This window comes from Rhodopirellula europaea 6C (assembly GCF_000338295.1).
Lineage (GTDB): Bacteria > Planctomycetota > Planctomycetia > Pirellulales > Pirellulaceae > Rhodopirellula > Rhodopirellula europaea.
Map to the genome: position 1 here is coordinate 51,328 of NZ_ANMO01000272.1, position 15,135 is coordinate 66,462.

The window sequence follows — 15,135 nt, forward strand, 5'->3', positions numbered from 1 at the left end:
GGTACGTCGTGGAAATTACCGAGATTCGCATCAAGCTGATGGAAAGTTCGGAGGATCGTCTACGGGCGTTTTGCTCGATCACCATTGATCAATCATTCGTCGTTCGTGATTTGAAAATCATCGACGGTACGAGCGGTCCCTTCGTCGCGATGCCTAGCCGAAAGTTGACCGGCCACTGCGGACGTTGCAGTTCGAAGAACCACCTGCGAGCAACCTACTGCAACCATTGTGGCGCCAAGCTGAGCGGCCACAACGCGAACTCGCCACAAAAGCTCTACGCGGATGTCGCACACCCCATCAACAGCGAATGCCGCGAAATGATTCAGCAGGCGGTGATCGAAGAATTCGAGGCCGAACTCGATCGATCGCAGCAACCCGGTTACCGAAGTCGTTACGAGGACGACTTTGACGCCGGAGACTACGACGAAGCCGACTACGCCAATTCCTCCTCAGGTGATTCCGGTTCAGTATCCAACGAAGGTTCCGATCGCGGCAATGCAACGGAAGACGATTCAGAAACACTGATCGTTCGCGGCGAGCAAGGCGATGAAAAACGCATCCCTCAACCCCATCTTCATCGTCGTGGCGGAGGATCTCGCGGCTCGACCGTGACCAATTCGCCCAACCGCGACGCTGGTGGAGCGACACCCGACGAATCGTCGCAAGACAGTTCGGATCCGTTTGACGACTTTGGGTCTGGCATTTTCAATGACTGACGCCGCCCCCGTTCATCCGCCCGCCTCCAGGACACCTTCAAGCAACGCACCCCGCCCACAGGTCAGCATCGCGGTATCGCTGCTGCTGGTCCTGATCAGCGCCGTCTTTCTGGCAGGGTTGTTTTATGCGTCTCGCGTTCCGAGCGTCCAAACCGACATCGCGATTTGGGCGGGTGCGAAACCTCCCGAAGATGACTCCGGCAGCCTCGCGCAGGTGCTGTTTATCATGTTCACCTTCACCTCGCCGCTCGTGATTGCGATGACGCTGTCATTGGTGATGTCCGTTTGGAACAAGATCACACGAACGTGAGTCGGTCCCGAAAAGGCTCGAAGAAAGCCAGCCGCAAATCCTCGGCGTCTTCCAAACCATCCGCCAATCGCAAACCAGTTGAGCTGGATGCGGAACAGGTCTCCGCGGCGATCGCACCGATCGAATTGCCAACCGATGAACTGGAGCGTCTCGCCGCCGCGATGAGTCAGCGTCACGCGAATGTGATGCGCGTTCGTCGCGACCGGACCGATGCGTTTCGAATTAGCCGCAGCGACGCCGATTCGCATAACCAAGCCGATGTGCCGTGGTACCCGCTGGCTCTCGCGATACCGGATGGCTTTCACGCTTCTCGTTCCATTGACTTCGCTGCCGGTGAATTCTACTTGCAGGACGCTGGATCGCTTCTCGCTCTCGCAGCCGCTCAGGCAGATACCGATTCGCTGTCTGGGCAACTGGTTTGCGACCTGTGCGCAGCTCCTGGCGGAAAGGCGACCGGACTTTTAGAAGCCATCGGCGACGACGGCTTCTTGCTCGCCAACGAACCAATCCGTTCGAGGGTCGCGCCGCTGGCATACAACCTGTCTCGCACGGGCTCCGATCGTTACGCGATTAGCAGTGAAGATCCCGACGCTCTCGCGGAAAAGCTTCCGGGCGTCTTCGACACAATTCTGATTGATGCACCCTGCAGCGGCCAAGCCTTGCTGTCGCGAGGCCGGCAATCCAAGGGTGCCGTCAACGAATCGATGGTGGCCACGAATGCGGCACGCCAGCAACGAATCCTTGCAGCTGCCCACAAGCTGCTTCGACCTGGCGGAACGATCGTCTACAGCACCTGCACCTTTGCAGTGGCGGAGAACGAGGATCAAGTCGATTGGATGATTCGCGAATTGGAGATGCAACCATCTCCCGTCTCAACTTTGAGCGACTATCAAAGTCCGCTCGCCGATTGCGGGTACCGAGTGTGGCCACATCGCGATGGATGTGCCGGTGCGTTCGCGGCTCGATTGACCAAACCAATCGCCGCAGACCCAACCGAAGAAACCGCTGAGTTCTCGGAAGATCCATGGCTACTTCGTCGAGGCGTGTTGCGATCGGAGCAACCACTGGATTCCGACTGCGATGAACTGATCCAATCCGTCCTCGGAGTTTCCCCTTCGGAAAATGCCACCGAAGATGACTCAGGGTTCTTTCGACAAAGAGACTGGATCACGGAAGCGTTCTGTAAAGGCGCTCCCGAGTGGGTCAAACAAGACTGGACGATTGGTCCTGAAGTCGCCCACCGTACCGGACAAACTTGGAAACCCTCGCATGCGTGTGCACTGAGACAGACCAATGATCCTTTGACCGTGAATGTCGTACGCATCGAACTGAACGATGCCGAAGCTGCAACCTTCTTGGCGGGCGGCACGGTCCCCACAGATCAACGCGGTTGGCTGATTGTGCAACATCAAGGGCGTCCGCTTGGATGGGCCAAAGCCGATGGACGAATTGGCAAAAACCACTTGCCGACGCACGCTCGGATGCAGGTGGCAAAGAATGCCGTCCAAGAACAATCGACCTAGCGGGCTGCTGATTCAGTCGCATACCGAATGGCAACAATCAGCCGATGGGCGTTGGCTCAGGTTGGCGTCTGATTAACCGCCGCTAACGCGGTACGACTTATTAAATCAACAAGCCGCCAGGCGAACTTGCGGTTCAGATGAACGAGTTCAACTCCGAACCGAAGTCCAGTTGATCGCGCTTGAGCAGCCCCCAGCGGATGCTCAAGACGTCGAGCTTTTGGCGGAATACATCTCGGCGTATTCGATCGCCCACGCGTCGATCAATTGGCTGAAATCTTCCGTTTCCACTTCTGCGATTTTGGTGTAGTGAGTGCGATTGAAAAGCTCACGGTTCATGACCGTGCCTTTGCCCTTCAAGTCCAGCACTCTCAAATCGCTGTAAGGCCGAATGACCAATTCCAAGCGGCTGTACAAATTGGTGCGACGCCCGGCGTCGAGTCTCAAATCATCACGGTAGCAGGCCGCACCCCAGCCTTCTTCACCGAAGACAGATTCGTAGCGGAAGCCAGGGAAGTGATCCGCCACGCGTCGCACGGCGGTTTCAATTTGTTCTGACAAGGACAAACGATACGACGTGTGAAGTCGTTTCAGCTCTTCCTCGGACATCTCCTTCTGCCGTTCCTGCGAAGCTTCATGCTCCGCACGCCGACGTCCGCGAGCGATGGCCGATTCCAATCGAGACTGAAAGTCGTCGCTCATTCGTCTCCCTCGGAAGCGGCTGGTTTCGATGCTTCGACGACTGGAGCCTCGGTCTTGGACGCGTCCGCTGGAGGTGCGTCAGTCGGCTTGCCTTCTGCAGGCGTTTCAGCAACCGGCTTCTCGGCGGCGGGAGGCTTCGCAGCTGGCTTCTTGTCCGCCGGAGGAGTCGTTTGACCTTTTTCCTTGCTGAACATTTGCATCAGATCGCCGAAGGATCGCATGGGCTCATCGCCTTTGGCCATCGCGTCGCTGATTTTTGGCTTTTCAGGATCCTTGCCGATCACTTCGTAGACTTCTGGTTTCTTTGGTCCACGACCGCGACCGCCTCGGCCACCATCGCGTCCGCCTGGACGACCACCTGGTTTGCCGCCACGTCCGCCCTGTCCACCACGGCCTTGACCCTGTCCACGACCGCCGCGTTGACCACCTTGGCCCGTGCGTCCGTCGCCTCCGGACTGTCCACCACGACCACGTGGTGCCGAGTCCGAACGTTGACCTTGTCCGGTGCTTTGACCACCGCCTTGGCCGCCACGCTGACCGCGACCGCCGGGGCCACGCCCACCGCGTCCGCCACGTTCGTTTTGGCGTCGCGACTCCATCGCTGCTTCGCGTTCCGGCGAGATTGCACTCAGTGCCACCCGGCGACGCTTTGCATCGGTCCCGGTCACCCAGGCGGTAATGACGTCACCGACCTGAACGGCTTCGTGCAAATCCTCAACGTAGCTATCCGAGATGCGACTGACGTGGATCAAACCACTGCAATCAGGCGACAGCTCAATGAACACGCCGAACGGCATCACACCGACAACCACGCCGATGACTTGATCGCCTTGCTTGAGCTCCGAAAGCGATGGCATGGCGGTCATCACGGCAGGTGCTTCACCCTCGGAAGCTCCTTCGCCGAACGGATCGCACAACCAACGAACTAGCTGATGCGAACGACGTTTTCCGATTTGCCATTCTTTGATCAGCTTGTCGACAGCGGCACGTTCTGGCATCGGACGACGAACAGGCTCCGGTGCGGCGGGTGCCGCGGGAGCGTCCGCTTCGGCCTTGATTTCAGCTGCATCGTCTCCGGACGCTGCGGGCTCTTCGCTGGACTCACCATCGCTCGATGCAGATTCATCTGACTCGGCGGCGGCTTCAGGTGCGGGGGCGTCTTCTGTAGCTGCGGCTTCCGCCGGTGCTTCGTCAGAACTGGCTTCCGCGGTTGGTTCTTCGCTTGCGGCATCCGCAGCAGGAGCCTCAGTCGATTCCGTCGCGGTTTCCGCTGACAACTCAGCGGAGGTTTCACTGGCGGAGGTTTCCGAATCGGCGGTTTCCGACTCAGCACCGTCTGCTGCTGTTTCTTCACCGGCGGGAGCTGCTTCGCTGGCCGTTTCCGCGGGTGCTTCCACCGCAGCGGCAGCAGGAGCCGGTGCCGGCGTGCTGTAATCAGGCAGCTCGTAGGCTGGCGGACGGTCTGGCGGCAGCTCGACGTTCAGAGCGGTGGCGAGCTTCTTCGCGAGTGCATAGTCATCCGGGTGAATCAATGTTCCGTCGAGCGTTTCTTCACTGGCAAAGACACGCAGGAATGGCATCGCTTGACGCGAATGAACGACGGAGGGCCATTCGACCGCGGTCGCCAAATCTTCGCGGGAAGCAATCAGCTTCTCACGACGACGTTCGTCAATGGCTTGAGAAATCTCCGGCGTGATGCCCGGCAATCGCTGCATCCAGGTCGTTGCGGTGGAGTTCACATCCACACCGCCGCGGGCAGCACCGCTGACCATCACATCTTCGAGTGCCGACAAAACCGCGTCATCGGACAATTCGCGTTGGAACGAACCAAGACGCAATTTCAGTGGGTCGACCTTGACCAACGCTTGAGCGGGCTGCATCGCCGAGAAAGCGATCCAGGCGGCGGCTCGGAATCGACGCGGAGTCGATTTCATTTCTTGATCGCCGGCCGGTCCGCCAGCGTATGCGTCAGCGCCACTGCGGTCAGCCAAAGTCCAACGAACCGATTTGTCCGCTGATTGTTTGATCAGTTCGCCAACCGCGATCATGCACGCCCGACGGGCGGGACCGTTGCTGATCACGATCAGATCGACGTGGTGAGCATGAATCAGCTCGCCCATCTTTGTCACGGCCAACGTCCGCATGGCGGCGGACAATTGACATGGGATGTCTTCGCTGTGTAGCAGGCGTCCGTCCGATGAAACGATCGAAGTGGCGGCGGTACGAGGCCCAACGGCATCGATCGACATCACCACTTTGGCTTCGACTCCACCACGGTTGATTTGCGAATGCAAGTTGTCGGCGGCGATGGAAACCAAGCGTGCAGAAGCCTGCTCCTGCAATTCGTCCCACCATGCTGCTTCGGCGGCGTCGCGAATGATGGCTTCGTTTTCGAGCACCAATCCGGACAAACGATCCGCCAGCGGACGATTGAATCCGGCGGCGGTCTTTTGCAATTCAGCGACCAACTTCGCTGCGTCGTAATCAAACGCACACTGGGCCACTTGGCTTCGCAGGGCACGCCCGAGCATCACCAATTGGAACGAGCTGAGCTTGTTGGCGGGCATGCTCTTTCCGGCAAGCGGTTTGAGCGTGCTGACCAACCAGCGACGACGACGTTGCCGCGGAGAGATCTTCTTCGATTTCTTGGCTTTCGCTTTCGCGGGAGCCGCTTTGGCTGCGGGAGCCTGCTTGGTCACCGAGGCGGCTGGCTTTTCCGAGGCAGGTTGCTCGGTCGCTTCGGCTGCTTCCGCCGCTGGGGCGGGAGCATCGGCGGCCGGTGTCGCTGCGGCTGCAGATTGATCCGCGGGAGCTTCCGCGGCGGCTGGCTCGGCGGGAGCTGCTTGTTCCGCCGGGGCGGCTTCAGCAACCGGTTCGCTGGCGGGCGTTTCGGCTGTTTCCGCGGCCGGCGGCTCTGAACTGCTGGCGGCTTCGGTTCCGCTTGCTTCTGGAGCTGCGGTTTCAGGAGCAGCAGCTTCAGCAGCAGGGGCATCTGCTGCTGGGGCTGCTTCGGTAGTCTCGGTCTTGGCTTCCGAGGCCGGCGCTTCTGGCGACTCGGATTTGGCGGCCGCTTTCGGTTGATCCTTTGCGGCAGCAGCCGACCTTTGGGCTTTGGGCTGAGAACCAGACGATTCCGAGGAGTCGTCGTCAGCCTGAATGTGAGGATCGTGAACTTCCATCACGCGAATTTTCGCGTTGCGGGAAAGCCAACGGACCGCGGCACCGACGATTCGTGGATCACCAATCAAGCGTTTGGCGATTGTCGCATCCAGCTTTGCCAACGCACCGTCGACATCGTTCGAGGCGGGCTCTGGTGCGGCCGCTTCGCCCTCGGTCGTGGCTTCAGCCGCGGCTGGATCGGCTGCCAAGGATTCCGCCAAAGCCTTCAGGTCTTCGCCATCGCCCTTTTGCGGGTTGAGCGTGCGAACGGCCAATCGCTGGGCCAAGTTCGCGGATTCACCCGTTTCCAGCTTGACCCGGCGACTCAGCCGATCGAGCAGACGCTTGGATTGTGCGTTGCCGATCGCTCGTCCGATAGCGGGGTCCACCAACGGAGTTTGCTTCCAGGCTTCTTGCAGATCAGATCGATATTCATCGAGCTTTTTCTGTGTCCGCACCGCGTGCGCGAGGTTCCAGAGACTGGCCTCGTCGATATCCCCGAGTTCGTCACGACGATATCGCGAAAGAAACGGGGGCGTGTAACCTTGCTCAATCAGTGGCAGGGCCAGGCGTAAACTCGAGACCTCGCATCGCCCGCGTTGGGCGATTGCGTCCAGATCAACAGTCATCGGATGTCGGTCGCTTTGCTAGCATCGTGGGACGATTCGAATGCGCGCGTGGCAAAATCTCTCTCACGAGTGACCTAGCCATCGGTCAAAACATTGCGGCGATCGAATCGAAAGAAACGGTTGAGATTGAATCGTAAGTGTCGTTCACCATCGCAGATGAAGCCACATTGGGGCGAAATGAAACACCGCCGCCAAGTCAGCGTCGCGAGGACCTTCGGTGAACAGCCACCAACGGGGGCTTGGAACCAAGGCGGGAGAATAGCGCTGCAGGCCCGAACTGTCAACCTTCTCAGATCCGCGACACATACTGACCGCTCAAGCGGCGAACAAACCGTTTCATCTCCAAAATGCTGACAATCGCGTTGACGCGGGACGCGGGCAGCCCGCTGCTGAGCGTCACTTCGTCGATTGCCGTGCCAGATGTCCCCACCGCAGCGAGAACCTGACGCTCGACATCATTGAGAGTCATTTCGCGACCGTCCCGGACAACATCGCCACCTTCGACCGCCGTTGCCTGAGACACATTTCCGCTCAAAGGCCCCAGCAATTCCAGCACATCATCGGCGTGCTGAACCAACGTGGCACCGTCCCGAATCAGGTGGTGACACCCCTGCGACGCCCGACTATTCACCTGGCCGGGCAGGGCACCAACCGAATGCCCCAGCTCAGACGCCAAACGGGCCGTGATCAGCGATCCGCTTCGCATGGGAGCCTCGATCACCAGGGTGGCTTGCCCCAAAACCGCGATGATTCGGTTGCGTTGCGGAAACATCCCGCCACGGGGTTGGGCCATCGGTGCGTACTCGCTGATGACCGCCCCACGCTCGGAAATTTCGTCGGCCAAAGGTGCATTTTCGGCCGGATAGATTTTCCCCAGCCCGCCACCAAGAACCGCGATCGTTCGACCATCGGCCTCCAGTGCGGCGCGATGAGCTGCCGTGTCGACACCTCGAGCCAACCCGCTGACAATCGTCACACCGGCCCGAGCCAGATCCATCGCAATGCGTCGAGTTTGCTGCAATCCATACGCGGTCGCATGCCGAGTCCCGACAATTGCGACGGAAATCGTGTCGCGTGGCAAAATTGAACCGCGACAAAACATCAACGGTGGAGCGTCATCGAGTTCTTCCATTGCCGCCGGATAAGACGACTGCCCCCGCCTGAGAATGTTGACATCCATGGCAGCACACCAAGCAAACACGTCCTCGATATCAACGTGATCGCTCGCCGTGTCGATCACGTGAGCCAACTTCGGCCCCACCCCGTGCACCGACGCCAATGAGCTTTTGTCTGCATTCAAAATGGCACGAGCCGAGCCAAACGCTTCCATCAAAGAGGTCAACGTCCGCGGGCCCAACCCGGGAAGCAAGCACAACTGAACCAATTCGCGGGTCGTGTCATCGGCCGTTGAGTCCGTCGCCTCTGGAGCGACTGCGTCCTGCAAGACTAGCTCCCGGTGGGAAACTTCCCGACTGGCTGGACTCGGATTGGCATTCGCCACGGATTCCGAAATATTTTCGGCCTCGGAAACATCGCAACCGGGAATCGATCGACCGTCGTTCATCGGATGGTCACCTTTGAATGGACTCATACAACCTGACTCGCGATGAGACAGCTCCGGAGTCTTCACTCTATCGAGCTTGCTTCTCACCCGCACGCCATTTCACGTGATCACGGCGAAAGAGTCTCCCCTTCAAGTTTCTCATTTGGTTGCGAGTCCGAGTGCTCAACATGACACCCACGCAGCTTCAAAACCCGCTGGCAAGACGCTCAACAGAATGAAAAACGCGATATTCACCCAAGATGGCGAACAAGGTGGACATGCCCAGCCCCCAGAGTTCAGGCCGATAGAAAAGGCTACCCCGAGCCACTAGCATACAGTTCTTCTCCGATGAGTCCTTCGCTCCTTCCTTCGTTGCTCACAATTCACGGTCGACCATATGTCATTTCGGGCCGCGTCCGACTTATGTCAAAACCTCTGCGATAACTTGGCAAAAGTCGTTTTGGGCAAAGACGAACTGGTGGACTTGTTGGTCGTTGCCTTACTGGCCGGTGAACACGTTTTGCTGGAAGACGTTCCTGGTGTCGGCAAGACATTGACCGCCAAAGCACTCGCTCGAAGTTTGGACGCCAAATTCACGCGACTCCAGTTCACACCTGACTTGCTGCCCAGCGACATCACCGGCAGCATGATCTACCGAACCGACACCAGCCAATTCGAATTCGCACCAGGACCAATCTTCGCGAACATCGTTTTGGCCGACGAAATCAACCGCGCTCCACCACGAACCCAATCGGCGTTGCTCGAAGCGATGAGTGAAGGGCAAGTCACCGTCGATGGCGTGACTCACGAATTGCCAAAACCATTCATGGTGGTCGCCACGCAGAACCCATTTGAATACGAGGGCACCTATGCGTTGCCCGAGAGTCAACTGGACCGTTTTCTTCTGCGAACATCGATCGGTTACCCGTCGCGAAACGTTGAACGCGATATTTTGACGACGCACCAATCAGGCGAACCCGTCGACGACCTTCAGTCGATTGTCGGTGCGGCGGAAGTTTCCGCTGCTCAGGCAAACGTCGGACAAGTCCGCATGGACGAATCATTGGTGGACTACTTATTAGATATCGTGGAAGCGACACGTCATCACGATGCATTTCAGGTCGGCGTCAGCACACGTGGTCTGCTCAGCTTCCACCGAGGTTGCCAGGCGATGGCGATTCGACGAGGTCGCGACTACGTCACCCCTGACGACATCAAACAAATGGCGGTTCCTTCGCTGGCTCACCGAGTTTTGGCAGAAGGCATTTTCCAAGGTGGCAACCGAGCCATTGTCGAACAGCAGTTGGCCGATTTGATCGAACCCATTCCCGTGCCGGTTTAAATCACCATGGCCCTGCAGCGACGCAACACTCGCAATCGCCTGACGCGACTCGGTTGGCAATTCATGCTGATCGGTATGTTTGGGCTTCTTGGCGGGTCGCTCAACGGATTGAACCTGCTGATCGTTGTCGCTGCGATGACATTGGCAGTTTTGTTGGCTCAGTGGCGTGTCAGTCGATCCACGATCGAATCCGTTCGCGTCGATCGCCGAGTCCCCAGTGAAGTTTTTGCCGGCAAACCCGCCCGAGTTCGCTATCAAGTCAGCAACCAGCATCGATTGATGCCACTGTGGTTAGTCTGCCTCAGCGATCAAATCATACGGTTGGGTGCGGAAACGGAAGTGACCGAGTCAGTCGACATTGTTCCAACGACCACCATCGACACTCGCACGATCCACACGGGCGTCGGACTGCTGCTTCCCAATCAAGCCACCAGTGCCTACCTCGACCTGACCTTTGAACGACGCGGTCGATACAGATTGGGACGTTGGCGAGTCTCCACAACCGCCCCCTTTGCTCTGTCGACCGCATGGCGTGAATCGACCGATGAAGAAGAGTTTGTGGACGTCTACCCGCGTCTGTTGAATCTGCCTCGATCTTGGCGTCAACGACTTCCCACCAAAGTCGGCAACGTTTCATCGTCGGCACACAGACAAGGCCACGCGGACGAGGTCTTCTTTGGTCTTCGGGAATATCGCCGGGGTGATAGCCGACGACACATTCACTGGCGAACCACAGCGAGAATCGGTGACCTAGTGGTGCGTCAATTCGAACAACAGCGGCGTCTGGACGTCTGCTTTCTGGTGGACTCTTATTGCCCAGCGTCCGCGGGCGAGAACGATGCCGCCTATCAAAACGTCGAAACGGCGATCAGCCTCGCCGCCTCATTGGTGGTTCAATTGTTTGGCGGTTCGGGCAGTCAAATCATGCTGAGCGTTGCTGGCCAACACAACGAAACCTGTGGTGGCGGTTTATCACGCGAAGCGTTGCGACGAATGCTGCAAATACTCGCCCGCGTTCAAACCACTGCCACGCCCGACTTGGATCAATCGCTCGAACAAGTCGCCAAGGCGGTCAAGCATTTGCCCGACCTTGTCGTGATCAGTCCGAGGCCACTGTCGGAAATTCTGGCTTCGGATGACAACCAATCCTCACTCCTGCGACAATGGCAGCAACGAGGACGCTTGAACTGGGTCGACATATCCGGCCGAGATGCCGCGAATTGGATTGCCGAAGGTTCGTCTTCTAAATCATCCAATGAGGCACTGCATGAGTGACGCTTCGATCACCGACGACGAAATGAGTCGCACCGACGCGCTCAACCTGCGTGAATTGCAGGCGATCACCGAGACCATTCCGGACTCACCACTTCGGCTGCGCACCAAGCTTGCTTTTGCGTTGGTGACAATGTTGTCGGGACTGGTCATCGGAAGCAGCGGGCAAACTCAGTCATTGCCGATCATCGTTATCTTTTTCAGTATGGTCGGCTTTCTGTTTGTCGACTGGATGAAACTATTTGCCTTGCCCGCCGTGATCGCGTACGCCGCCATGGCAATCGCTGCGATCTATTGTGTCTCCGGCTTCATGCAGAACGACATGCAAGTCGGCAACAAAATGAGTGCCGTCGCGGAACTGTTGATCATCGCGCAATCGATTTTGATGCTGCAAGAAAAGACGTCGCGACTGTTTGAGCAACTCATGGTTTTCGCGTTGCTCAACTGCGTGGTCGCCGCGGTGTTCAACGATGCGTTCGCCTACGCGATTTTCTTCATCCCACTATCGATCTGCGGTGGCATGGCGATCGCATTGTTGGCTGCGGACAGCGTCGTCGAGCAATCTCAATCACCGGACCAAAGTGCGACCCTCGCGGCACGTCCCACGGCTTCGATCACCAAACCCGATGATTCCAATATTCAGTGGAACAATTCCGCCGCGGTGGATTCACTTGCGCGAGCGGGAGTGAATTTGCCGTGGATGGTCGCTGTGATTTTGTTTCCCGCGGTGCTGTTGTTCTCCGCGTTGTTCTTCTTTGGTCTGCCGCGACGAGTGGATGCTTCCCGAGGAAGCTCACAAGGTGTCGCAATGACCGGATTCAGCGAAGAGCTTCGGTTCGGTGCGATTCAGGAAATGCAACAAAGCACCCAGCGCGCTCTGCGAGTCGATTTGATCGATCGAAAAACAAAGAAACCTTACCCGGCGATCAACGATTTGTACCTTCGTGGCGCGGTGCTGGAACAATATTTGGTCGAGGCCGCTACAGCTTGGCGTGCCACTTCAGTCGCCACCTCGCCACCCAATCCACTGCCTCCTGAATTTGTTCCTGATCGGTCCAGCGACACCAACTTTTACGACCGTGTCAACGTTCGAATCGCGTGCGAATCCATGAGCACAGAGAACCTATTCGCGATCGCTCCTTATCACTGGTCACCCGGCAGTGATGACTTGGTGGAACTGAGCGGCAAGTGGACGTTTACCCGCCGCAGCTCGTCTGGCGGTTCGAACTCAGCCGGCACAATGGGCCTGCCTTGGTATCCACCGGTGAAATACCACTTCGGCACTCATGCGTTTCGCAACGGTGCTCAAAGCCGATGGCTTGCTTACAAGACACCCATCTTGGAAAGGTCCATCAAATCACAAGAACCATCGACGGACCTCACCGCCAACGATCTGAACTACATGGACCAATTGCTGGAATACCCGCAAGTCCTGATTCCCAACGCCGAGATTCTGGCAAACTCCATCGTTGAAAATTTGCCGTCGAACAAGCGAACGTCTGCCGGAATTGCCGAAGCCCTGGAAAGGCACTTGGCTTACAGCAGTGATTTCCGATACTCGCTGCTCCCTAATCCGTCGACCACGGTTGGTGTCGATCCAATCGATCAGTTCCTTTCGACCGATCGGCGCGGTCATTGCCAATACTTCGCTTCGGCACTGGTCATGATGCTGCGAAGCCAGAACATTCCTGCACGGTTGGTCGTTGGTTATCACACCGACGAATTCAGTGAACTGGGGCAGTACTTCATCGTCCGGCAAAACCATGCTCACGTTTGGGTCGAGGCTTTGATCCCTCGTGAGGACATTCCGGTCGGGACATCGGTGTACGGACAACCTCGGTCCGATTTCTATTGGCTGCGACTGGATCCGACCCCGGGTGGAGGCGGAATCGATGGCGCGGAAGTCGGTAGCAACCAAATGCTCGATTTGGCACGTGATTTGTGGGACGACTATGTCATCGAGATGGATTCCAAACGACAGCAAACTGCCCTGATGTCGACACCGGGACTGGCACCCATGACCGCCTCCTATCGATCGTGGATCGACCGAACTCGCGAACTCGCCACGCGAATCAACGCCGGCGATGTGGAAGGCATCGGAGGAGGCAAACTGTTTTCCTGGCAGGGTGCCGTCATCGCCATCGTGCTCAGCATCTTGGCGTTGATTGGTTTGAAGATCCGCTTCCCGCGTTGGCTGCGTAGCCGGCTTGGGAAAAACGGCCAGCAAAAAGCGGCACGCCCCTCGATCCCGTTTTATGCCGAAGCACTCGATTTACTTTCGAACCTGGGCATCGAAAGACGTCCCGGCCAAACCCCGGAAGAACTCACTCGGCAACTCGCAATCGCCGGTGCCTCGCCTGGATCGGCGCCCACTCGCGGTCCGAATGAACAATCCCGAGCGACACCGGATCACCACCAAGAGTGGACACAAGCCCTCGGACCCATGCGCCGTTTGACCGATGCGTTTTACTCATTACGGTATGGCCAAGCGTCAGCGATGCCTCATGCAGCTCGCCCGGATTCCAGCGCCGGATCTTCGAAAGCGCACTTAACTTCCGACGCAGCTGACGCCTCCACCCAATCGAGCTCGACGGTCTCTTCGAGGCCTGACATCGAAGACGCACTGAACTCTCTTCGTCAAATTGCAAAGCGTTCCCCCTCATGATCATCACCATCGATGGCCCAGCCGGAGCAGGCAAGAGCAGCATCGCACGACGCGTCGCCAATGAACTCGGATTCGAGTTTCTGGACACGGGTGCGATGTATCGCGCCGTGACCTGGGGTGTGATGCAGCGGGGGATCGCATGGGATGACGTTGAATCGTTGGTCGAATTCGCCGACGCCGCACGCTTGATCTGGCAGGACGATCGCATCTATCTCGATGACCAGGACATTTCGGAAGAGATCCGAACGCCGCAGGTCACCAGCCACATCCGATACTTGGCCGACCCGCCCAAAATTCGCGAACGAATCACCGCCCAACAACGACGCATCGCGACGGGACGTGACATCGTGACGGAAGGTCGTGACCAAGGCACCGAAGTCTTCCCCGACGCGCACTGCAAAATTTTCTTGACCGCATCACCGGAAGAACGCGCCCGACGTCGCCAACGGCAACTCGCTGAAAAAGGCCAAGTAATAACGGTGGAAGAAATCCTGGCCTCGCAAAACCAACGTGATCTGGAAGACCGAATGCGACCGGTTGGACGATTGCGAGCTGCCAGCGACGCGATTGTGGTTCAAACCGATGGCATGTCACCTGACGAAGTTCGCGGCGAAGTCTTGCGTTTGGTTCGCGAATGTGTGCAAGCGTCAGCGGCGAACTCCGCACCGAGTGACGTGACGACATGAGCACCGCGGTTGCTTCGCCGAATGAGCCGACTGACCCGCGAGCGGTCGCATCCGATTTGGTTTCGCAATTGAACCAATCGCAGCAACGATTGATCTTGGCCGAAAGCTGCACCTGTGGAGCCGCCGCCGCTGCAATCGGAAGCGTCCCAGGTGCGTCGAACGTTTTCTGCGGCAGTGCGGTGACGTATCGGGAAACCACCAAGCAAGCTTGGCTGGGCATCACCACAACCGATCTGGCTCAGTTCACAGCTGAGAGCCAGGAGATAACCGACCAGATGGCCGCTGCGGTGCTGCAAAACACTCCCGACGCGACGATCGCCGCTGCCATCACAGGGCACTTCGGGCCCGACGCGCCATCGGCTTTGGACGGAGTGATTTTCATCGCCGTGCAACAACGCGAACAGCCACTGCAGGCCACTCGCATTCAACTCCAAAGCCAATCTCGACAAGATCGCCAAACTGAAGCCACCATCCAACTTCTGTCGGCAATCCGGCAAGGCATGAACACTCAGTATCAAATGGCTGATCAATGAGTGCTTTGCTGAAAAGAGACTCTTTGCTGGAGCAGTCTCCAACAAGAATCAGAGATAC

At 57.9% G+C, this 15,135-nt stretch carries 11 protein-coding genes; 8 read left to right on the top strand and 3 right to left on the bottom strand.

Annotation, left to right across the window (positions count from 1 at the left end; genetic code table 11):
- Window positions 1-8 precede the first annotated feature (8 nt).
- Genes RE6C_RS29060 through RE6C_RS29070 form a run of 3 tightly spaced genes read left to right on the top strand, consistent with a single transcriptional unit; the run spans window position 9 to window position 2,549 of the window.
- Window positions 9-716, top strand: a complete 708-nt coding sequence (locus RE6C_RS29060) for a SpoVG family protein (RefSeq protein WP_008662583.1) — start codon at window positions 9-11, stop codon at window positions 714-716.
- A complete protein-coding gene (locus tag RE6C_RS29065) occupies window positions 709-1,026 on the top strand; it encodes a hypothetical protein (protein WP_008662584.1) in 318 nt (105 codons plus the stop codon). Before RE6C_RS29060 ends, RE6C_RS29065 begins: the two co-directional genes overlap by 8 nt.
- Window positions 1,023-2,549, top strand: coding sequence for a methyltransferase RsmF C-terminal domain-like protein (locus RE6C_RS29070; protein ID WP_008662585.1), 1,527 nt, complete (start codon window positions 1,023-1,025; stop codon window positions 2,547-2,549). Before RE6C_RS29065 ends, RE6C_RS29070 begins: the two co-directional genes overlap by 4 nt.
- Before the next feature lie 201 nt (window positions 2,550-2,750).
- Here RE6C_RS29070 and RE6C_RS29075 read toward each other — a convergent pair whose 3' ends face one another.
- From RE6C_RS29075 to dprA, 3 genes are all read right to left on the bottom strand, one after another.
- Window positions 2,751-3,248 (bottom strand): hypothetical protein, encoded by a 498-nt coding sequence (locus RE6C_RS29075; RefSeq protein ID WP_008662588.1) that lies wholly within the window; start codon window positions 3,246-3,248, stop codon window positions 2,751-2,753.
- Window positions 3,245-7,036 (bottom strand): S1 RNA-binding domain-containing protein, encoded by a 3,792-nt coding sequence (locus RE6C_RS29080; RefSeq protein ID WP_039963840.1) that lies wholly within the window; start codon window positions 7,034-7,036, stop codon window positions 3,245-3,247. The genes RE6C_RS29075 and RE6C_RS29080 overlap by 4 nt, the downstream gene beginning before the upstream one ends.
- A gap of 289 nt (window positions 7,037-7,325) precedes the next feature.
- Window positions 7,326-8,600 (bottom strand): DNA-processing protein DprA, encoded by a 1,275-nt coding sequence (dprA, locus tag RE6C_RS29090; protein WP_039963844.1) that lies wholly within the window; start codon window positions 8,598-8,600, stop codon window positions 7,326-7,328.
- Between the two features lie 424 nt (window positions 8,601-9,024).
- On the opposite strand from dprA, the gene RE6C_RS29095 reads away from it, so the two are divergent.
- From RE6C_RS29095 to RE6C_RS29115, 5 genes are read left to right on the top strand one after another with little or no spacing between them, the layout of a single operon-like run.
- On the top strand, window positions 9,025-9,921 hold the full coding sequence (locus RE6C_RS29095; protein WP_008662594.1) for an AAA family ATPase: 897 nt from the start codon (window positions 9,025-9,027) through the stop codon (window positions 9,919-9,921).
- 6 nt (window positions 9,922-9,927) lie between these two features.
- Window positions 9,928-11,196, top strand: coding sequence for a DUF58 domain-containing protein (locus tag RE6C_RS29100; protein ID WP_008662595.1), 1,269 nt, complete (start codon window positions 9,928-9,930; stop codon window positions 11,194-11,196).
- Window positions 11,189-13,858: a transglutaminase TgpA family protein gene (locus RE6C_RS29105; protein ID WP_008662596.1), complete on the top strand. Its 2,670-nt coding sequence runs from the start codon at window positions 11,189-11,191 to the stop codon at window positions 13,856-13,858. Before RE6C_RS29100 ends, RE6C_RS29105 begins: the two co-directional genes overlap by 8 nt.
- Window positions 13,855-14,544: a (d)CMP kinase gene (gene cmk / locus RE6C_RS29110; RefSeq protein ID WP_008662597.1), complete on the top strand. Its 690-nt coding sequence runs from the start codon at window positions 13,855-13,857 to the stop codon at window positions 14,542-14,544. Before RE6C_RS29105 ends, cmk begins: the two co-directional genes overlap by 4 nt.
- A complete protein-coding gene (locus RE6C_RS29115) occupies window positions 14,541-15,077 on the top strand; it encodes a CinA family protein (RefSeq protein ID WP_008662598.1) in 537 nt (178 codons plus the stop codon). The genes cmk and RE6C_RS29115 overlap by 4 nt, the downstream gene beginning before the upstream one ends.
- The last annotated feature ends 58 nt before the right edge of the window (window positions 15,078-15,135 follow it).

Excerpts from the sequence above, each read along its gene's own strand:
- RE6C_RS29065 (WP_008662584.1), top strand. The coding sequence starts at position 709 with ATGACTGACGCCGCCCCCGTTCATCCGCCCGCCTCCAGGACACCTTCA.
- RE6C_RS29075 (WP_008662588.1), bottom strand. The coding sequence starts at position 3,248 with ATGAGCGACGACTTTCAGTCTCGATTGGAATCGGCCATCGCTCGCGGA.
- RE6C_RS29080 (WP_039963840.1), bottom strand. The coding sequence starts at position 7,036 with ATGACTGTTGATCTGGACGCAATCGCCCAACGCGGGCGATGCGAGGTC.
- dprA (WP_039963844.1), bottom strand. The coding sequence starts at position 8,600 with ATGAACGACGGTCGATCGATTCCCGGTTGCGATGTTTCCGAGGCCGAA.
- RE6C_RS29100 (WP_008662595.1), top strand. The coding sequence starts at position 9,928 with ATGGCCCTGCAGCGACGCAACACTCGCAATCGCCTGACGCGACTCGGT.
- RE6C_RS29105 (WP_008662596.1), top strand. The coding sequence starts at position 11,189 with ATGAGTGACGCTTCGATCACCGACGACGAAATGAGTCGCACCGACGCG.
- cmk (WP_008662597.1), top strand. The coding sequence starts at position 13,855 with ATGATCATCACCATCGATGGCCCAGCCGGAGCAGGCAAGAGCAGCATC.
- RE6C_RS29115 (WP_008662598.1), top strand. The coding sequence starts at position 14,541 with ATGAGCACCGCGGTTGCTTCGCCGAATGAGCCGACTGACCCGCGAGCG.